The organism is Nocardia testacea NBRC 100365 (genome assembly GCF_000308775.1).
Taxonomy (GTDB): domain Bacteria; phylum Actinomycetota; class Actinomycetes; order Mycobacteriales; family Mycobacteriaceae; genus Nocardia; species Nocardia testacea.
This window is the reverse complement of the sequence record NZ_BAGJ01000274.1, coordinates 73,807-93,626: the sequence shown is the minus strand read 5'-3', so window position 1 is coordinate 93,626 and position 19,820 is coordinate 73,807. Positions and strand designations below refer to the sequence as shown.

At 68.1% G+C, this 19,820-nt stretch carries 16 protein-coding genes; 13 read left to right on the top strand and 3 right to left on the bottom strand.

Annotation, left to right across the window (positions count from 1 at the left end; all coding sequences use genetic code 11):
• Positions 1 to 390: 390 nt before the first annotated feature.
• Positions 391 to 606: a hypothetical protein gene (locus ON38_RS36575; protein WP_157182051.1), complete on the top strand. Its 216-nt coding sequence runs from the start codon at positions 391 to 393 to the stop codon at positions 604 to 606.
• 113 nt (positions 607 to 719) lie between these two features.
• On the opposite strand, the gene ON38_RS33430 is transcribed toward ON38_RS36575, so the two are convergent.
• Positions 720 to 1,364 (bottom strand): TetR/AcrR family transcriptional regulator, encoded by a 645-nt coding sequence (locus tag ON38_RS33430; protein ID WP_039829361.1) that lies wholly within the window; start codon positions 1,362 to 1,364, stop codon positions 720 to 722.
• 86 nt (positions 1,365 to 1,450) lie between these two features.
• On the opposite strand from ON38_RS33430, the gene ON38_RS33425 reads away from it, so the two are divergent.
• The 6 genes from ON38_RS33425 to ON38_RS33400 all read left to right on the top strand — a co-directional run bounded on the left by ON38_RS33425 (position 1,451) and on the right by ON38_RS33400 (position 8,324).
• Positions 1,451 to 2,587 (top strand): epoxide hydrolase family protein, encoded by a 1,137-nt coding sequence (locus ON38_RS33425; protein ID WP_039829360.1) that lies wholly within the window; start codon positions 1,451 to 1,453, stop codon positions 2,585 to 2,587.
• 361 nt (positions 2,588 to 2,948) lie between these two features.
• Positions 2,949 to 3,506 carry an STAS domain-containing protein gene (locus ON38_RS34555; protein WP_051165603.1) on the top strand — a complete coding sequence of 186 codons (558 nt, stop codon included), beginning with the start codon at positions 2,949 to 2,951 and terminating at the stop codon, positions 3,504 to 3,506.
• A 202-nt stretch (positions 3,507 to 3,708) separates the two neighbouring features.
• Positions 3,709 to 5,499: an IlvD/Edd family dehydratase gene (locus tag ON38_RS33415; protein ID WP_039829359.1), complete on the top strand. Its 1,791-nt coding sequence runs from the start codon at positions 3,709 to 3,711 to the stop codon at positions 5,497 to 5,499.
• Complete coding sequence (locus ON38_RS33410) at positions 5,486 to 6,526, top strand: C-terminal binding protein (RefSeq protein WP_039829358.1); 1,041 nt, start codon at positions 5,486 to 5,488, stop codon at positions 6,524 to 6,526. Before ON38_RS33415 ends, ON38_RS33410 begins: the two co-directional genes overlap by 14 nt.
• A 134-nt stretch (positions 6,527 to 6,660) precedes the next feature.
• Positions 6,661 to 7,290, top strand: coding sequence for a bifunctional 4-hydroxy-2-oxoglutarate aldolase/2-dehydro-3-deoxy-phosphogluconate aldolase (locus tag ON38_RS33405; RefSeq protein WP_039829355.1), 630 nt, complete (start codon positions 6,661 to 6,663; stop codon positions 7,288 to 7,290).
• On the top strand, positions 7,287 to 8,324 hold the full coding sequence (locus tag ON38_RS33400) for a sugar kinase (protein WP_039829353.1): 1,038 nt from the start codon (positions 7,287 to 7,289) through the stop codon (positions 8,322 to 8,324). The genes ON38_RS33405 and ON38_RS33400 overlap by 4 nt, the downstream gene beginning before the upstream one ends.
• Before the next feature lie 30 nt (positions 8,325 to 8,354).
• On the opposite strand, the gene ON38_RS33395 is transcribed toward ON38_RS33400, so the two are convergent.
• Both ON38_RS33395 and ON38_RS33390 read right to left on the bottom strand, forming a co-directional pair.
• Complete coding sequence (locus ON38_RS33395) at positions 8,355 to 9,206, bottom strand: class I SAM-dependent methyltransferase (RefSeq protein WP_039829352.1); 852 nt, start codon at positions 9,204 to 9,206, stop codon at positions 8,355 to 8,357.
• Positions 9,207 to 9,380: 174 nt separating this feature from the next.
• Complete coding sequence (locus ON38_RS33390) at positions 9,381 to 10,574, bottom strand: PucR family transcriptional regulator (RefSeq protein ID WP_039829351.1); 1,194 nt, start codon at positions 10,572 to 10,574, stop codon at positions 9,381 to 9,383.
• 133 nt (positions 10,575 to 10,707) lie between these two features.
• Between ON38_RS33390 and ON38_RS33385 the strand changes: the two genes are divergently transcribed.
• Genes ON38_RS33385 through ON38_RS33360 form a run of 6 tightly spaced genes read left to right on the top strand, consistent with a single transcriptional unit; the run spans position 10,708 to position 19,759 of the window.
• Positions 10,708 to 11,676 carry a VOC family protein gene (locus tag ON38_RS33385; RefSeq protein ID WP_039829349.1) on the top strand — a complete coding sequence of 323 codons (969 nt, stop codon included), beginning with the start codon at positions 10,708 to 10,710 and terminating at the stop codon, positions 11,674 to 11,676.
• Between the two features lie 22 nt (positions 11,677 to 11,698).
• Positions 11,699 to 12,541 (top strand): alpha/beta fold hydrolase, encoded by an 843-nt coding sequence (locus ON38_RS33380; protein ID WP_039829348.1) that lies wholly within the window; start codon positions 11,699 to 11,701, stop codon positions 12,539 to 12,541.
• A 34-nt stretch (positions 12,542 to 12,575) separates the two neighbouring features.
• Complete coding sequence (locus ON38_RS33375) at positions 12,576 to 14,348, top strand: FAD-dependent oxidoreductase (protein WP_039829347.1); 1,773 nt, start codon at positions 12,576 to 12,578, stop codon at positions 14,346 to 14,348.
• Positions 14,338 to 16,023, top strand: coding sequence for an FAD-dependent monooxygenase (locus tag ON38_RS33370; RefSeq protein WP_051165626.1), 1,686 nt, complete (start codon positions 14,338 to 14,340; stop codon positions 16,021 to 16,023). The genes ON38_RS33375 and ON38_RS33370 overlap by 11 nt, the downstream gene beginning before the upstream one ends.
• Complete coding sequence (locus ON38_RS33365) at positions 16,020 to 18,116, top strand: acetate--CoA ligase family protein (protein ID WP_039829346.1); 2,097 nt, start codon at positions 16,020 to 16,022, stop codon at positions 18,114 to 18,116. Before ON38_RS33370 ends, ON38_RS33365 begins: the two co-directional genes overlap by 4 nt.
• The gene (locus tag ON38_RS33360; protein ID WP_039829344.1) at positions 18,113 to 19,759 is read left to right on the top strand and encodes a (2,3-dihydroxybenzoyl)adenylate synthase; all 1,647 of its coding nucleotides are present in this window, start codon (positions 18,113 to 18,115) and stop codon (positions 19,757 to 19,759) included. The genes ON38_RS33365 and ON38_RS33360 overlap by 4 nt, the downstream gene beginning before the upstream one ends.
• Positions 19,760 to 19,820 lie beyond the last annotated feature (61 nt).

Here is a 19,820-nt window from a genome sequence, read left to right as displayed (position 1 = left end):
GTGGATGCCAGTCCTGGGAATGTATCTCGTGGGCTTTCGGCCGTCCCGATGTACTGTCGCCTGCCGTGCCGGATGCCCCGGTCTCGCGACGAAACCCGGTCGCGGGTCGCGCGCCTGCGCGTCGCGGACAGCTGTAGAGGACGTCGCCCGGGCCCCGAGACGGTCCCGGTCGTATTGCCGTGAGCGAGGAACATGATTGCAGTAAAGGTTCTTGCGTGGGGCTTGATCGCGGGATTCGTCCATACCGCGGCCATGATGCTCGTGTACGGAAACCCCTGGGTGGCCAGAATTCACGCAGAGGGCAGTGCCGGTGCCGCCGAAGGAGGCGGGCGAGCGCGGCCACGCTCGTTCACGCTTCACTTCACGGGTAACCAAATCGAGGCATACATCATGACAATCGGATATGCCTGGTTACATCCGCTGCTCCCATTGAACGGACTGGTCGGGGCGATGCTTTTGGCCGTGCTCTTCGCGGCATTGCGGGTGTGCGCCCCCGTCTGGGCACAGTGGATGCAGGGCTACTCGACGCGCTACCTCGTCGTAGAGATCGCCGCCGGAGTGTTCGGGAGCATCGTGATCGCGCTGGTGCTCTACGCCCTCATGTGATGACCGCCCAGGCATTCGGTGCCGCTCGACAGCGAGTCGACCCGCCACCGTCCATCCGTGGCCGTCGCCCCTCGCGGGCGAGGGGCCGGCGATCCGGCCCGCCCGGGGTCGGATCAGCGGCGCTGCCAGCGCCAGGCGAATTCGTTCGGCGCCGGAGGTGGACCGGGCAGATCACCGTCGGCGGACAGCCCGGCGACCAGCATCGCGAGGACTCGCCGGCGTAGCTGCGCGGTTCGCAACGGATCGGGCACAGTGATCGCCGCGCACGATTCGAGGACGAGACCGATGTCGTATGCGGTGACGTCCGGGCGAAGGCGGCCGCCGGCGTGCGCGCGCCGTACCAGTTCCGCAGTGACCTCGCCCGAATGTTCGACCTCGGGGAGTATCGACTCGTCCGGGGTGAAGGTGCCTGCCAGGTGCACGGTCAACGAGTGCACATCGGTGTCCACGATTCGCTGCAGGAACCCGACGAGCCCGTCCCATCCATCCGAAGCCTCCAGTGCCGCATCGGCTTCGGCGTTATAGCTGCGCAGTCCCTCGTGGCAGAGGGTGCGCAGCAGCACCTCCTTGCTCGGATAGCGGCGATACAGCGCGCTGATTCCCACGCCCGCACGTTCGGCGACGGCGGCGATCGGCGCGGAGGCGTCGGCGAGGAAGACCGCGCGGGCGGCCTCCAGAATGACCCCGTCGTTGTGCGCGGCCTGCGCCTTACGCCCGGGTAGCCCCTTGCGGGTCGCGGATTCGGATGTCTTCGGCATGGCTTCAGACTACCACTTGAAACGGAATAGTCCGTTCTGATAGCTTCGAATCAGAACGAAGCATTCCGTTTCACTAGGAGGACCCCGTGACCGCCCTTCGCCCCTTCCACATCGATATCCCCCAGACCCGGCTCGACGACCTGGCCGACCGGCTGCGTCGCGCGATCTGGCCGAACGAGTTGCCCGGCGTGGGCGATGCCTACGGCGTTCCGAACGATCGGGTGCGCGGGCTGGCCGAATACTGGCTGGATCGATTCGACTGGCGCGCACTCGAGGCGAAGCTGAATGCCTACCCCCAATTCGTCACCGAGATCGACGGCGAAGACATCCACTTCCTGCACATCGAGTCCTCGCGGGCGGATGCCCTCCCGGTGATCCTCAGCCACGGCTGGCCCGGCTCGATACTGGAATACCTCGATGTGATCGCACCGCTCACCGAGCCGGAATCGGCGGACGACCCCGCCTTCCACCTGGTCATTCCCTCACTGCCGGGATTCGGGTTCTCCGGGCCGACCCGCAGCACCGGATGGGGTTGCCAGCGCACCGCCAGGGCCTGGGTAGAACTGATGAGCCGACTGGGTTACGCGCGCTACGGCGCCATCGGCAACGACGGCGGCTCGATGATCTCCCCCGAGATCGGCAGGCTCGCCCCCGACAGCGTCGTGGGCGTTCATGTGACCCAGCTGTTTTCGTTCCCGAGCGATGATCCCGCGCAGTTCGAGGGAATGTCGGAGGCGGACCTGGCCGCGCTGGCGCATCTGCAGTGGTTCCACGAGAACAAGATGGCGTTCAACACCCTGCACAGCCAGCAGCCGCAGACCCTTGCCTTCGCGCTCAGCGACTCCCCACTGGGCCTACTCGGCTGGAATGCGCAGTTGTTCGGCGAGAGCCTGGACGAGGACTTCGTCATCGGCAATGTGGCGTTGTACTGGCTGACCGGCACCGGCGGTTCGGCCATCCGGTTCTACTACGAAGACGCCCACTACACGCAGCAGCCGACCGGCCCGACCACCACACCGACCGCGCTGGCGATGTTCAAGGGCGACTTCCAGTCGATCCGCCGCTTCGCCGAACGCGATCACAGCAATATAGTCAGCTGGAACTCCTACGATGTCGGCGCGGCGCAGGGCGGCGCCAACGACGCGGCCGGACACTACGCGGCACATGAGGCGCCCGCGGTACTCGTCGCCGATATCCGGAAGTTCTTCGCCGGACTCGACTGAGCTGTCACCACCGCAGCGGCCCCGCGCATCGATTCCGGAGCGCGGGCCGGCGGTCGGACCGCCGATCGACAACACGAGTCGTCGTCGTTTCCGGGCAGACGCCGGTTACCCGAGTGTGTCGAGTTCTCGATACCGCCGCGTGATCGAAGGCCGCCCGGTGCAACGGACGGGTTTCGGCCGAGCGAATATTTCCATCGAGCTGTTGGCGACGCGATGGTGATCGCCTACCGTCCGAGGGCGGGTACGGAAGTCGCCTCGAGATTCCGGGGTGGGCCCCCTGACGTTGCACGTATCGACCCGATGTGAGTGCCCTATGAAACCGACTGTCAGTTCTGTCCGGGTTCCTTCCGATTCTCCGGCGTTGCCGGGCAGGTCGCCCGGTGATCGGCTGGTGTTCCGGATGCGGTTCCGCGGCGGGCACGTCATCCTGGCCGCGCGCGGCCACGCCGATGCTTTCACTCTGCCGCTGTGGCGCGAACAAGTAGGCCAGGCCGCCGAGGTGGCCGCGGGCGAGGGGGGCGCCTTGGTCGTCGACGCATCCCGGCTGGAGTTCCTGTCGCTGCGCACTCTGGCCACTACAGCCGAGGACGCACGCCACTATCGGAGCGAGGGCGTCGAAGTGTGTCTGGTGAGCCCGGATCCGGAGATCGCTCGCCTGGCGGCGGGCGACTCGCGCACCGCACACCTACCGGTGCGCTCCACCGTGGTCAGCGCGCTGACAGCGATCCAGCTGCGCCGGCAGACGACACCCAGGCCCGGGCGGCGCCCCGCCCGGGCCCCGGAGATCGTTCCGGATGTGGCACGGAGCGGGCAGCAAAGACGAGTGCACGCCAGGGCCGCCGGCGATTCCGTGGTCGGTGGTGACGAGTTCCCGGGCGCCGTGGCGCCCGGGCCGGTGCCGGGAAGCTACCGAGGTTGACTGCACCGGGCGTTGTACGGGAACAGGCGGTGACCGCGCGTACGCGGCCGACGCATCGACCGGCTCCGCCGGCCCCGCCGGCCGGTGACCGCAGACGCCCCGGACGATGAGCACCACGGTTGTCCGTCCGTGGCACCACTCCAACTCGCCGCCCGTCCGGCCTGCCACAAGAAACGCCCCCCATAGGACATCCTCTTACGATATGTCGCAGACGAAGCACACCCCAGGGGAGCTACGCAGCCAGGCATGGTGGGACAACTCGGGAAACCGGGAGATGACGGCTCTCTACCTCGAGCGGTTCCTGAACTTCGGCCTCACCCGGGCAGAACTCCAGTCGGGCCGGCCGATCATCGGAATCGCTCAGACAGGTAGCGATCTGGTGCCCTGCAATCGGCACCATCTCGACCTCGCCGACCGGGTCAAGGCCGGGATCCGCGATGGTGGCGGCATTCCGTTCGAGTTCCCCGTCCATCCGTTGCAGGAGACCGGAAAGCGCCCCACTGCGGCGCTGGACCGGAATCTCGCCTACCTCGGACTGGTCGAGGTGCTCTACGGATATCCACTCGACGGAGTGGTTCTGACGACGGGCTGCGACAAGACCACGCCCGCCTGCCTGACCGCGGCGGCGACAGTGAACATCCCGGCCATCGTCCTATCCGGAGGACCTATGCTCAACGGCTATCATAACGGCATGCGGACCGGATCCGGATTGGTGATCTGGCAGTCGAAGCGGCTCCTGGCCGGCGGGCAGATCGACTACGAGGAATACATGGCGCGGGTGAGCGCCGCCGCCCCCAGCATCGGGCACTGCAACACCATGGGCACCGCGCTGTCGATGAACAGTTTGGCCGAGGCCCTCGGAATGTCCTTGCCGGGCTGCGCGGCAATACCGGCCCCCTACACCGAGCGGGCCCAGATGGCCTACGCCACCGGCCGCCGGGCCGTGAGCATGGTCCGAGAGGACCTGACTCCCCGCAAGATCATGACCCTCCGGGCTTTCGAGAACGCGATCGTTGTCGCATCGGCCATCGCGGCGTCGACCAATGCGCCCATCCACATCAACGCCATCGCACGCCATGTCGGGGTGGACCTGTCCAACCGGGACTGGCAGCGCGTCGGACGCGGCATTCCGGTGCTGGTGAACCTCGCTCCCGCCGGGGAGTTCCTCGGCGAGGATTTCCACCGCGCCGGCGGTGTCCCCGCGGTCATGCGGTCACTGCTGGACGCGGGGCACCTGCACGGCGACGCCGTAACCGTCTCGGGTCGAACCGTGGCGGAGAACCTGGAGGATGCTTCGCCGGCCGACCCGGCGGTCATCCGCCCCATCCACGACCCCGTCACCGCGAACGGCGGACTGCTCGTCCTGACCGGGAACCTGTTCGACTCCGCCATCATGAAAACATCGGTCATCACCGACAACCTCCGGGCCCGCGGCCTGCCACACGCCGACAATCCGTCGGCGTCGGACTTTCGCGCCATCGTCTTCGACGGACCCGAGGACTACCACGCTCGCATCGAAGACCCGGAGCTGGGCATCGACCAGGACTGCCTCCTTGTCATCCGCTATACCGGGCCCGTCGGATACCCGGGCTCGGCCGAGGTCGTGAACATGGAGCTTCCCGCCTCGCTGGTCCAACGAGGCATCACCGCGCTGCCCACGCTCGGAGACGGCCGGCAGAGCGGCACATCGGACGCACCGTCCATCCTCAACGCCAGCCCCGAGGCCGCGGTCGGCGGGAACCTCGCCATCCTGCGAACCGGTGATCGGGTCCGGATCGACTTGGACAAAGCGCGGGTCGAGGTCCTCCTGACGGAGGAGGAGATCGCCGCGCGGTGGGCCGACTACACACCACCGGCACTGGAGCACCAGACACCCTGGCAGGAGATCTACCGCGCCACGGTCGGCCAACTGGACAGCGGAGGCTGTCTGGAGCTCGCCCTGTCGTACCAGGACCTCGTCCATACCAAGGGGATTCCTCGTGACTCGCACTGACTCCCGCGAAACGGTCCTGATCGCCGACTACGACTTCGGCGATGTGGATATCGAACGCGAAATCATCGAAGGCGCCGGACTCCGGCTCGTCGCCGCACAGTGCAAGAGCGAGGACGAGGTGATCGAGGCAGGGCGAGAGGCCGGCGGCGTCCTGACGCAGTACGCGCGGGTGGGGTCGCGCGCCATCGATGCGATGACCCGCTGCCGGGTGGTCGCCCGCTACGGCACCGGCGTGGATATCGTCGATGTCGAGGCCGCGACCCGGCACGGCGTCCAGGTCACCAACGCACCGAATGAATGGTGTGCCGAAGAGGTCGCCGACCATGCCGTGGCGCTCTGGCTCGCGTCCGCCCGCAAGATCTGCCGGTACGACCGGGCGACTCGGCAGGGCGAATGGCATTGGAAGACCGGAGAACCCATCCACAAATTGCGGGGCCGGGTGCTGGGCCTGCTGTCTTTCGGCTCGATCGCACGGCTCATCGCCGAACGCGCCGAGGCGTTCGGTGCAGAGGTCTGGGCATATGACCCGTTCGCCGACCAGTCCGAGATCCGAGCAGCCGGGGTCCGGCCGACGTCTTTCGACGATCTCGTGGAAAACGCCGATTACGTGGTGGTCCAGACACCGCTCACCCCGCAGACACACCACACCTTCGACCGTGCGACGCTCCGCAGGATGAAGCCGACCGCCGTCCTCGTCAACACCGCGCGCGGACCGATCGTGGAAGACGCGGCGCTCCATCAGGCACTCACCGAAGGATGGATCGCCGGCGCGGCGCTCGACGACCTCGAGGAGGAACCCGCGAAACAGCGCGAATGGCGGCCGACCAATCCCCTCTTCGAACTGCCCAACGTGATCGTGACGCCGCACGCTGCCTACTACTCCGAAGAAGCTGTCAGAACGGTACGGACCATCGCCGCGGAAGAGGCCGTACGAGTTCTGACCGGGAAACCGGCACGGTTCCCGGTCAACGAGCTATCGCCTGGTGCCGTTCGCGGCCGGAAAGACGCTCGGAGTCCAAAAACCTGATCGGGGCGGTACCGAAACGAGTGTGGAGGCGCTATGAGCGGTCCGGTCGTCGTAGGAGTGGATGGTTCTTCGTCGCGTGACGCCGCGTACGTCCCAGGTGCGGTTCGGCCGGTCGACCGCGGACAGCTCGGCCGATGACGGCCGGAATCGACTCCGTGCTGCGGGGTTCTCGGATCCTGCCGGTATTGACCGTGCCCGACCCGGCCACGACCCACGCCCTGGCCGAAGCGCTCGCGGCGGGCGGCGCCCGATGCGCCGAGGTCACCTTCCGCACCCAGGGCGCCGAACAGGTGCTCGAGACCATGGTGGCGCATGGCGGCCTGACAGTCGGCGCGGGCACCGTGGTCACCCGGGGTCAAGTGGAACGGGCAATGGCCGCCGGAGCCCGTTTCGTCGTCTCCCCCGGCTACGACGACGAGGTCGTGGCACGGTGCCAGGAGCTGGGGATGCCCGCGGTGCCGGGCATAGCCACCGCCACCGAGCTGATGCGTGCCCTGCGGGCGGGCTGCCATACCGTCAAACTCTTTCCCGCCGAACCGCTCGGCGGATTGCGAATGCTGCGGGCGCTCGCGGCCCCCTTCCCGCAGGCCCGCTTCATTCCGACCGGCGGGATCGAAGAGCGCCACTTGGCCTCTTACCTCGCGGACCGGGCGGTTCTCGCCGTCGGAGGCAGCTGGATGGCCACGGCCGCGCACCTGGAGCGGGGCGACTACGAGGAAATCCGTCGGCTGACCGCCGCGGCCGTCGATCGGAGCACGCAGTGACCGACATTGTGGCCCTGGGCGAGGTGATGCTGCGCTTCGACCCCGGCGAGGGCCGCATCCGCACCGCCCGCACCTTCCAGGTCTGGGAGGGCGGCGGTGAGTACAACGTCGTGCGGGGCCTGCGCCGCTGCTTCGGACTGCGCACCGCGATCGTCACCGCCCTCGCCGACAACGCCGTCGGCCGGCTGGTCGAGGACCTGATACTGCAGGGCGGAGTCGACACCTCGCTGATCCGCTGGGTGCGGGCCGACGGCATCGGCCGCACCGCCCGCAACGGGCTGAACTTCGTCGAACGCGGCTACGGCATCCGTGGCGCGCTCGGCGTCAGCGACCGCGCCCACACCGCTGCCTGCCGGCTGCGCAAGGGCGATTTCGACTGGGACGTCGTCTTCGGAGCGGGCCCGCGTTGGTTCCACACCGGCGGCATCTTCGCCGGCCTCTCCGAAACCACTGTCGATGTCGCCGAAGAGGCCATGATGGCGGCCCGCCGTCACGGCGTCACCGTGTCCTACGACCCCAACTACCGCGCCAGCATCTGGGCGGACAGGGGCGGCCCGGACAGGGCCCGCGAAGTCGATCTGCGACTGGCCCGGCATGCCGACGTCGTCGTGGGTGCCCTGGGGCTGGCCGGCACGCGCCCGGGTGGGGCGCGCATCGGTGCCGACGAGATACCGGACGCGCTGGCGGAGGCTGCGGACCGGGCCCCCAACGTCTCGGTCGTGGCCACGACACTGCGCACGGTCTCCGCGGCCGATACCAACGACTGGTCCTCGGCCGCCTGGTCCGCCGAAACCGGCTTCGTCACCGGTCCTCGGATGCGCGACCTGCATGTCCTCGACCGCATCGGCTCCGGCGACGGCTTCGCCGCCGGGCTGATTTACGGTCTGCTCACCGGGATCTCCCTCGAACGTGCCCTTGCCTATGGCACGGCCCACGGCGCCCTGGTCATGACAACGCCGGGGGATGCGTCCATGGCCTCGCTCGCCGAGGTCGAGGCACTCATCGCGAACGGATCCGCCCACGTCAGACGCTGACCGCGAAACCGAACGGCGGGCTCGCGAATCTCAGCGGCTCGCGCGCAGTATGCGATTAGCGCGCAGCGCCCGCGGCGGTTCCCCTCCGAATGTCGCGGGTCCGTCGAGGTATCCGGCGACGAGGTCGGGACCGGAGCGGTCGTCGAAGTCGGTGAAGCCGAGGGCGCGCAACTGTGCGGCGAGGTCGTCGGGTGTGAAGTAGCTGAACACCGGTTCGCCGGCGGCGGCCAGCCGATCGGCACGTATCTGCTGATACGCACGGTCCTCGTCGCTGACGGCGGGTTCCAGGTAGTCGAAGATCACCTCGACCCGCCGAGCTTGGCCGGCGATGTATTCGAGAGTGGCATGGGCGGCGGTCGGCGTCAGATAGAAGACGACGCCGAGCCACACGAATACGGCCGGGTCCGTCCGTTCGAATCCGCTGGATTCCAGCCTCGTTGCCAGTGTTTGGGTTTCGAAATCGACCGAGACGAAGGTCAGCGTCTCAGGACGGTCGATTCCGGCCGCGGTGAGACGTTCGCGTTTCCACGCCTGGGTAGCGGGGTGATCGACCTCGAAGACACGCAGGTCCGGGAGCGTATTGCGATAGGCGAAAGTATCCAGGCCCGCGCCGAGGATCACAACCTGCCGCACACCGGTGGCGACGGCCGCGGCCACGGCGTCCTCGGCGAAGCGGGCGCGCGCGGCGAAGAACAGGCGGCGGGACCGGTCCGCGACCGCGAGGGAGTCGGCCGTGCCCGGTTCGGTCAATTCCTCCGCGGTCACGCCGAGCAGACGCGCCGCCAACGGGTCGGTGAAGATCAGGGGCCGGTCGGCGATCTGGTGATAGGCGCGGGCATACGCGGTGAGGAGCGCAGTCCGGCTGGGGCCGTTGTCATCCATCTTCCAGAAGATAGGTGCACTCACCCGAGAGTCGGGACGCGGGCCGCTGGTGGATGTCCGCCGGTCGACTCGTCGCGGCGGTGCCGACCGAGACCGTCGGGCACGGTCACACCGGCTACGCCCGCGCGGCGCGACTCTTCCGTGCGCGATTCCTGCCGGCAGAGGCGAGCCCCTTCACGGGTTCTCGCCCGCTGCGGGCGCCGGCCGCAGGCCGGACAACCGCGCCACGCGCAACCCGGTATGCAGGTCCATGCGGGTCATCCCGTCGGCGATATCGCAACCGGTGACCTCACGGATCCGATGCAGCCGGCTGTAAAGAGTGCTGCGGTGGATACCCAGCCGGCGAGCGGTTTCCTGAACGTCACCGCCCGCGGTCAGATAGGACTCCAGAGTGTCGGCCAGTTCACCCGCGGCCGGTGCGGCGAGAAGCCGCCCGACCCCGGCCGGAAGGTCCTCCGTCGTCAATTCGTCCAGTGGCAGGCGCAGTAGCAACCGGTCCACCCCGAGGCCGTCCCAGTAGGCCGCGCGGCCGTACCGTGCCGGGTCGGAGCGGGCGGCCCGCCAGGCCAGCCGGGCCCTGCGGTAGGACTCGGCGGCACGATCCAGCGAATCCACCGTATTGCCGATGCCGGCCCGGACCGGTTCCAGTCCCGGCCTTGCCATGATCGCCGCCAGCCGCCCCGGATCCACTCGGCGCGGGAATACGAGAATTCCTTCGGATCCCACCACGGCGCCGGCGATCTTGACCGTGGTCGATCGGGTGACGAAATCCAGGGTGGCCTCGACCGCCATTCCGGTCGCCGATACCGATTGTTTGTCCGGCGTGCGGTAGACCAGTACCGAATACTGTTCGCCGTGATCGATACGGCCCTCGTCCAGCAGCCGGAACGCGCAGCGGGACCTATCTGCGGAAGAATCACCGAGCAAACCGGTCAGCAGATGGCGTGATTGTTCCATACCGTGGTGCAGTTCGGCGAGCCTGAGGGATAGTTGCTGGCCCAGTTCGGGCGCGGCTTCGCTCAGTTCGCGCTGTTCTTTCTCGGAAATTCCGCCGGCTCCGGGATCATCCATCCAGCCGTACAGGTATCCGAACAATCTTTTCCGGCTGCGCAGCGGAACGACGATACGGGCAACCTCGTCGTCATGGCCCGGGACATACACCGGGCCGGTCGCGGTGGTGAGCCGGTAGCGCTTGGTCATCTCGTCGGTCAGGGCGAGCGCCTTGCCGGCGAACAGGAGGGAAAGGCGCATGCGATCGAGGTCGGTATCGTGCACACTCACCGCCATCACACGCAGGTCGATATCCAGGACTACCAGGGGTTTGTGCAGTCTGTCGGCCAGGTCCTGCAGGGTGGTGTCGAGACTCATGCCGACCCTCTCCTCCGTCCGACACGGTGTCGGAACTTCGGGGCGAATCTACGACACCGCGCACGATGCGGGCAACGGTCCCGGGCTCATACGGTGAGACCCAGTTCACAGATCGGCAAATGGAGAGGTTCCCGTGCCAAACCCCGAAATTGCGAAGCTCGGCTATGTGTCCCTGGTGACCCCGGATATCGATAAATCGCTCTGGTTCTTCCACGAGGTACTCGGCCTGGAAATCACCGAGGAATCCGGCGGAGCATATTATCTGCGGGCGAATATGGAATTCGAACACCACAGTCTGGTACTACGCCCCGGCGACCGCGCGTATATGGACCATGTCGGCTGGCGGGTGAAACGTCCGGAGGATGTCGCCGAATTCGAGAGATTGTTCGCCGCGTCCGGGGTGGAGACCGTCCGGGAGTCGGAAGGTACTCAGCCGGGAATCGGCGACGCCATTCGTTTCAGTATGCCGACCGGCCACCGGTTCTCGATGTATTTCGATGTCGAGAAACCGCTCGCGCCGGAAGGTGAGCGGTCGGTGTTGAAGAACCAGGTCTACCGCTCCTGGAACCGCGGGATCGCGCCGCGGCGGATCGATCACGTCAACCTGTGGACCTCCCACGAACCCCGCGGGGTGCACGGCTGGCTGGCCGACAAACTCGGGTTCAAGCTGCGTGAATACGTCACCGCCGGGCCCGACCGGGTGATCGGCGGCTGGATGAGCGTGACCCCGCTGGTCCACGACATCGCGGTCATGGCCGACCCGCACGCCCCGACCCCGGCCCGCATGCACCACGTGGCCTATTGGCTGGACAACGCCCAGGATCTGCTGCGCGCCGCCGACATCCTGGCCGAGCACGGGATCACCCCGGATCAGGGCCCCGGTAAGCACGGCGTGAGTCAGGCCTTCTTCCTGTATGTCCGCGACCCCGGTAGCGGGCACCGGGTCGAGCTGTTCAGCAACAGCTATCTGATCCTCGACCCGGATTGGGAGCCGATCGAGTGGACCAGCGACGAGACCGCCACCGCGCTCACCATGTGGGGCCCGACGGACTACGTACCGCATGCGGACAACCACGTCATGAACACCACCACCGAAGCCTGACCCGCGAGGAGTACCGATTCCCATGTCCGTGATCAGCGAGAAAACCGTATCCACCGACGGCTATTCGAGCCATGTGCTCGACTCCGGCGAACCGGACGCGCCCGCCGTGATCCTGCTGCACGGTGGCGGCCCGGGTGCCACCGCGCGCACCAACTGGGGCAGTTTCATTCCATTGCTGGCCGGCGACTACCGGGTGATCGCACCGGATCTGGTGGGGTACGGCGCCACCGACCATCCGGAGGATCTACCGGGCAGTCTGACCGCCTGGATCCGCTTGCGGGTCCGGCAGGTGCTGGCGGTCATGGACGAACTCGGTATCGAAAAAGCCCACCTGGTGGGCAATTCCATGGGCGGCTCGGTCGCCATGCATCTGGTGATGACGGCACCCGAGCGTTTCGACCGGGTCTCGCTCATGGGCAGCGCCGGGGGCGCCGCGACGCCGACTCCGGAGGTGATCCGCATGGTGAACTTCTACGACGACCCTTCGCTCGAGGCGTTCGAGGCGCTGATGCGGTGGTTCGTCCGCGACGAGAAGATCCTCGGTGATTCGTTCTCCGAGATCGTCGCGCAACGCCACCGCGATCTCCTGCGTCCCGAGGTGCGGCGGTCCTTCCGCAGCGCGTTCTCGTCACCGCCCTCCCAGATGGCCGTACCGCCGGCCGCGCTGCGCCGGATGCACCACCCCTTCCTGATCGTCCACGGTCTCCAGGACCGTTTCGTCCTCCCCGAATCCAGCATCTACCTGCAGCAGCAGCTGCCCAATGCGCAGTTGCACATCTTCGACCACTGCGGGCACTGGGTCCAGATCGAACAGCAGACCCGCTATGTGGCGATGTTGCGCCAGTTCCTCACCGAAGACCGCTGAGCCGGAACCCGTTCCCCCGGAAGAAAACCGAGCCATGAACACTGACAATGTCGTCGAAACCGAAGTACTGATCGTGGGTGCGGGCCCGTCCGGTTCGGCCGCCGCGGCGCTGCTGTCCACCTACGGGATCCGCACCGTCCTGCTGAACAAGCACGGTGGCGTGGCGAACACCCCGCGAGCCCACATCACCAACCAGCGCGCGGTCGAGGTCTTCCGTGACCTCGGCCTGGAACACGAAGTGCTCCGCCGCGCCACTCCCCAGCACCTGATGGGCGAGCACGTGTACGCCACCAGCCTCGCCGGTGCCGAACTGGGCCGGTTGCGGACCTGGTACACCCATCCGCATTTCCGCGCCGAACACGATCTGGCCAGCCCCTGTTCGGTCTGTGATTTCCCGCAGGACCAGCTCGAGCCGGTACTGGTGAACGCCGCCGCGAGCCGGGGATCGAAGGTGCGGTTCAACAGCGAACTGCTCCGCTTCACCCAGGACGACGACGGAGTCACCGCAACGGTCCGGGATCGGGTGACCGGGCCCGAATACACGATCCGGGCGCGGTACCTGATCGGTGCCGACGGCGGCCGTTCGATCGTCGCCGAACAGCTGGGCCTGCCGCTCGTCGGCGAGGCGGGGGCGGATACCTCGATCAATATCGTGTTCCGCGCCGATCTGAGCGACTATGTGCGCCACCGTCCCGGCGATATGTACTGGTTCATGCAGCCCGGAGTCGGGCACGGCGGCAACGGAATCGGTGTCCTGCGGATGGTGCGGCCGTGGGACCGGTGGGTCGCGGTCTGGGGCTACGATCCCGCCGCGGGCCCGATCGAACTGACCGACGAACTCGGTATCGGGATCGCCCATCAGCTCATCGGCGACGACAGCGTCACGGTCGAGATCGAATCCATGTCGACATGGGCCGTGAACTCGATGTACGCGACCGAGAACATGTCCGGCCGGGTCTTCTGCGTCGGCGACGCGGTGCACCGGCACTCCCCGATGAACGGGCTCGGCTCCAATACCTCCATCCAGGACAGCTACAACCTGTGCTGGAAACTCGCGCTGGTCCTGCGCGGTCAGGCCTCCCCTGCACTGCTGGAAACCTACCGGGACGAACGGCTTCCGGTGGCCGAGCAGATCGTGCGCCGCGCGACCGCGAGCAACGAGTTGATGCCGCCCCTGTTCATGGCCCTGCAACTGCCGCCCTCACCGGACGCGGAGACCATGGGCAAGGCGCTGGAGCAGTTGCGCGAACCCGAGGCCGCCGACCGGCGTCGTGCGTTCGACGCCGCGATCGCCGACACGATCATGTGTTTCAACACCCACGGTGTGGAACTGAACCAGCACTACCGGTCGGCCGCGGTCGTCGCCGACGGCAGTCCGGAGACACCGGCCCCGCGCGACGAGGAGCGGTACTACTTCGCGAGCACCCGGCCGGGCCGGCATCTCCCGCATGTCTGGCTCACCCGGGATCAGCGCCGGGTGTCGACTTTCGACCTGTGCGGTAAGGGCGAATTCACCCTGCTCACCGGTATCGGAGGCGAGGTCTGGCGGGCGTCCGCGGCAGCGGTGGAGTCCCGGTTCGGGCTGCCGATCCGGGTGCGCACGATCGGGCGCGGCTGCGACTACGAGGACAGCTACGGCGATTACCGGGCCATTGCCGAGGTGGACGAGGACGGCGCGATCCTCGTCCGCCCGGACCACATGGTGGCCTGGCGGGCGGTCGACGCCCGGCAGGATCCGGTGCGCCGGCTGCAATCGGTGGTCGCCGCGATTCTGGGCCGGGCCGAGGGTGACACCGATGCCGGCTGAGAACCGTGCCACCCGCCGTCCACTTCGCGTGGCATGCGTGGGCGGCGGGCCGGGCGGGTTGTTCACCGCGATCGCGCTCGCGCAGGCAGTCCCCGGCTCCCGGATCGATGTGTTCGAACGCAACCGGGCCACCGATGTGTTCGGATTCGGCGTCGTGTTCTCCGACGCGACACTGGACACCATCGATACCGTCGATCCGGTCCTGCGGGATACGCTCGCCGCCCACGGCAGGCACTGGGACACCATCACAGTCCGGTCCAAGGGCACCGCGCCGGCCGCCGCCGGGAACGGTATGGCCGCCGTCCATCGCCGCACCCTGCTGGAAGCACTCCGCCGCCGGGCCGTCGCACTCGGGGTGAGCGTGCATTACGAAACCACCGTCGAGGTGGGAGAGCTGGATCGCACCGGCGACTACGACCTGATCGTGGCCGCAGACGGCGCCAATTCCACCACCCGGGAACGTTTCGCCGCCACACTCGGCCACACCGTGACCGAATCGGCGGTGGCGTTCATCTGGTTCGGGACGACGTTCCGGTTCGACGGACTCACCTTCCTGCACAGAGAATCCGAGCACGGGAATTTCGCGGTCCACGCCTATCCCATCGGAACCGGTCTGAGCACCTTCATCGTCGAAACCGACGAGGCGACCCGGCGCCGGGCCGGACTGGACGAATTCGACACCTCCCGGCCCCCGGGCCCCTCCGACGACCGGACCCGCCGGTATCTCGAGGACCTGTTCGCCGACGATATCGACGGGCATCCACTCGTCGCCAACAACTCGCGCTGGGCGAACTTCCGTACCCGCCGCACCGAACACTGGACCGCGGCCGGCCCGTGCGGCACACCGGTCGCGTTGCTCGGCGATGCGGTACACACCGCCCATTTCTCGGTCGGCTCGGGGACGAAAATGGCCATGGAGGACGCCGCCGTCCTCGCCGCTTCACTGGCGGCACATCCCGGCGATATCGCGGCGGCACTGGACCGCTTCCAGCGGATCCGCCGGCCACAGGTGGACAAGATCCACCACTCGTCGGTGCCCAGCCTGTCCTGGTGGGATCATTTCGGCGAATACCACCGCTGCTTCGAACCGTGGCAGTTCGCATTCCACTTCTTCAGCCGGGCGATCTCGGCGGAGAAGATACGGCTACGCGACCCCGCCTTCGTCGCGGCCACCGAGCGGGCCTGGATCGCCGCCCACGGCGCCCCGCCACTGGACACACCACTGCGGATCGGCGACCGGGAATTCACGACGCGCCTGCTCCGCTCGATCGCTCGCACGCCCGGCGCACTGGAATTCGGGGACGCCAAAACCACTCTCGTCGCCACCGACGACGCGGCGCCCGGCGCCGCTCGGCTGTTCACGGCCCCGGACATCCCGGGTAGTTCCCTGCGCGGCAGCGACCTGGCCGCGTTGACCGCGGTAGCCGAGCACGCCCCCTCGGCCGTCGTCGTCCACAGCGGCACCGCCCTGTCGCGGGTGCTGTGCGCGGAACGGCTGCGGCTACATCACGGGCTTCCGGTGATCGTGGCGGACCGGCCCGAGTCGGTCCGCGAACGACGCGCGGTCGGCGAACCCGACTGCGCGGCGACCCTCGTGCTCGCGGGCCGGGCCGATGCCGTGCTCTTCGAACCGGGCGCCCGGCACACCGATTCCGAGGAAGGCACGACCCGATGACGACCACCACCGAACCCGCCATCCGCACGAACGGGTTGGATCGGCTCTTCCGGCCGGATTCGATCGCGGTGGTCGGCGCGTCCACCACACCGGGCAAACTCGGCACCGCGATGACGGCCGCCCTACGACGCGGCGCCGCCCCGGCCGCGGTTTTCGGCGTGAATCCGACGGCCGAAGGGTTCGTGCCGAATCTGGAAGAGGCGTGCCGCGCCCATGGTCGTCCCGTGGACCTCGCTGTGCTCTGTATCCCGGCGGCCGCGACCCCGGCCGCGGTCCGCGCGGCCGCCGAATGCGGTGTGGGTGCCGCGCTGATCTGTTCCGGCGGATTCGCCGAGACAGGCCCGGACGGGGCGGCGCGGCAACAAGAACTCGCCGCGATCGTCGCGGAAACAGGTATCCGGATCCTCGGGCCGAATACCTCCGGATTCTTCCGGCCCGGCGCCGCCACCGTGAGTTTCGTTCCCGCCGTCGAACATATCCGCCCCGGCCGGGTCGCGGTGGTCGCCGCGAGCGGCGGGATGAATCACGCCCTGTCGTTCCTGCTGTCCGAGCACTCGGTCGGAGTCGGCCTGGGGGTGGGCCTGGGTAATCGCGTGGACGTCACCGAAGTCGATGTGCTGCAGTATCTCCGCGATGATCCGGCGATCTCGGCGGTGGCGCTGTATCTGGAAACGGTCGACGACGGTCCCGCGCTGCTCGACGCGGTCCGGTTGGTGACAGCCGGGAAACCGGTCGTCGCGCTGGTCGTCGGACGTAGTGACGTCTCGGCGTTCGCCGGATCACACACCGGCGCGCTGGCCACCTCCTGGCGCACGACCCGCGCGCTGCTCGCTCAGGCCGGGGCGGTGGTCGTGGACTCCGAACAGCAGCTCGTCGACGCACTCGCGGTGCTGAGCAGAGTGCGGCTACCCGCCCACCCCGATCCGGGTGTCGGCGTGGTCACCGCCCAGGCGGGCCCGGGTCTCGTAGTGCTCGACGGTCTGCAGGCCGGTGGCGTCCGAGTACCCGCCCTGGCGGACGCTACGCGCGCGGAACTCGCCGGATTGCTCCCACCCCTGACCTTTCAGGGCAACCCGGTGGATACCGGCCGCCCCGGACCGGGTTTCGGTGACGTGCTGGCCGTGACCGCGCGGGATCCAGAGGTGCACGCGCTGGCCGTGTACACCCTGGCCGAACCCGATGCGGTGGATCCGGTCGGGGCGGTAAGCGATCGCGGTACCCACCGGGAGCTGCCGGTGGTCCTGGGCATCGGCGGACCGGCCGTCACCCGCGCCGATTTCGCGGCGGCCGCCGACGCCCACAATATTCCGGTGCTGCCCGGGCCGACCGCCCTCGCCACCGGACTCGGCGCCCTGGTCACCGACGCTCGCGCGCGGTACCTCCGGGACCAGGAACACACACGGCCCGGCCTCGGACCCACACCGGAGATCGCACTGCCCGCCGACGAGGCCGCGGCCAAGGATCTGCTCGAAGCTCTGGGTCTGCGTACGCCGCCGCGGCGCGTCTGCCACGGCCACGACGCCGCCCATCGGGCGCTGCGGGATCTGACGCCGCCGGTGGCGGTGAAGCTCCTCGATGCCGGGGTGCTCCACAAAACCGATATCGGCGGCGTACATCTCGGTATCCGGACAGCCGCCGAACTGGATACCGCTCTGACAGCACTGGACGCCGTGGGCGCCCGCGCCTACCTGGTCGAGACGATGGCCGAGACCGGTGTCGACCTGTTTCTCGGGGTCCGGCGCGATCCGGTGTTCGGCCTCGTCGTGGTGGCCGGGCTCGGCGGCACCGCCGCGGAGGCCCTCGGCGATATCGCCGTCCGCGGCCTCCCGCTGCACCCCACCGCGGCCACGGCACTGCTCGACGATCTCCGGTGCGCGCCGCTGCTGAACGGCCGGCGCGGCGGGCCGGTCCTGGATCGCGACGAATTCGCCCGGGCTGTCGTCGCGGTCGGTGACCATCTGGCCGCCCACCCCGAGATCGGCGAACTCGAGATCAATCCGCTACGCCTGACCCCGGACGGTCTCATCGCGCTCGACGCGGTGATCACGGGATCGGATGTCCGCCCAGCGAATCCGGAGGACGAACAGAGATGACCACACTCGACGGCACCGTGCCCTGGCCCGAGGCGACCGCCACGGAATACCGCGAAAAAGGCTATTGGCAGGGCTCTTCCCTCGCTTCCCGGATCGCCGAGCCGGTCCGCCGCGACCCGCACAGGGTCGCGGTGATCGACGGCGGGACCCGGCTGACCTATCGAGAACTATGGGACCGAGCCGGATCGATGGCCGCCGCACTCCTCGACCTCGGTCTGGTCCCGGGTGACCGACTCGTCGTCGCGCTCCCGAACTGCTGGGAGTTCGTCGCATTGACGCTGGGCTGCCTCCGGACCGGATTGGTGCCGGTGATGGCGCTGCCCGCCCATCGCCGGCACGAACTGACCCATATCGCCGAAACCGCAGGGGCGGTGGCCCTGGTGATCGCCGACGCCGATCGCGGCACCGATCTGCGGTCGGTCGCGCAGCAGGTGGGCCGGGCGGTAGCCGGCATACGCGCGGTACTCGTCCACGGTGACCTCACGGAGCACGGCGACCCCGCCGATGTCCCCGAGTATCCGCTCTTCCCGGCCGATCCACCGACCCGGCCCATCGATGCCGGTCCCGAGCCAGGCGGGTCCGATATCGCCTGTATGTTGCTGTCCGGTGGAACGACCGGACTGCCGAAACTCATCGTCCGCACCCACGACGACTACCTCTGCAATATCGCGCACTGCGCCGAGATCGCCGAATTCGACAGCGAGACCGTGTATCTCGGCGCACTGCCCGGCAGTCACAACTTCTCACTCGCCTGCCCCGGCATCCTGGGAGCACTGATAGCGGGCGGGCAGGTGGTGATGCTGCCCTCCCCCGCACCCGAACGCGCACTACGGGCAGTGGCCGCCGAAGGCGTCACGGTGGCCGCGGTAGTGCCCGCGGTCGCCCAGAGCTGGATCGAGTACCGGCGCGCACATCCGGAGATCGACACCTCCACGCTGCGGGTACTCCAGGTGGGCGGTACCCGGATGCCGGACGAACTGGCCGCACGCGTCGAACCGGTACTGGGCGCACGCCTGCAGCAGGTTTTCGGAATGGCCGAGGGCCTGATCAATATGACCAGGCTCGACGACGAACCGGAAGTGATCGTCACCACCCAGGGCCGGCCGGTCTGCCCGGCCGACGAGATCCTGATCGTCGACGAATCCGGTGCTCCGGTCCCCGACGGCACTCCGGGTTCGCTGCTGACCCGTGGGCCCTACACCCCGCGCGGCTACTTCCGCGCCCCCGAACACAATGCCCGCGCCTTCACCGCGGACGGATGGTACGGCAGCGGCGATATCGTGGTCCGCCGGCCGGACGGGAATCTCGTCGTCGCCGGGCGGGACAAGGACATGATCAATCGCGGCGGCGAAAAGATCTCCGCCGAGGAGGTCGAGAACTTCGCCTATCGGGTTCCCGGCGTGGAAGTGGCGGCCGCGGTGGCCATGCCCGACCCGGTCCTGGGTGAGCGGACGTGCCTCTATCTCACCGTCAAGGCCGGATACGCCGTCGATTTGGACGATGTGGTCGCGGTGATGAACCTGGCCGGGGTTGCCCGGTTCAAACTGCCCGAGAAGTTGATCCTGCTCGACATCATGCCCACCACGAAGGTCGGCAAGATCGACAAGAAGGCTCTGCGGGACGATATCCGCACCCGTCTCTGAGGCTGTGCCATTTCGCGGGGCTATGGCGCCGGGACCGCTCCGGCCGATCCGGTGCCCTCTC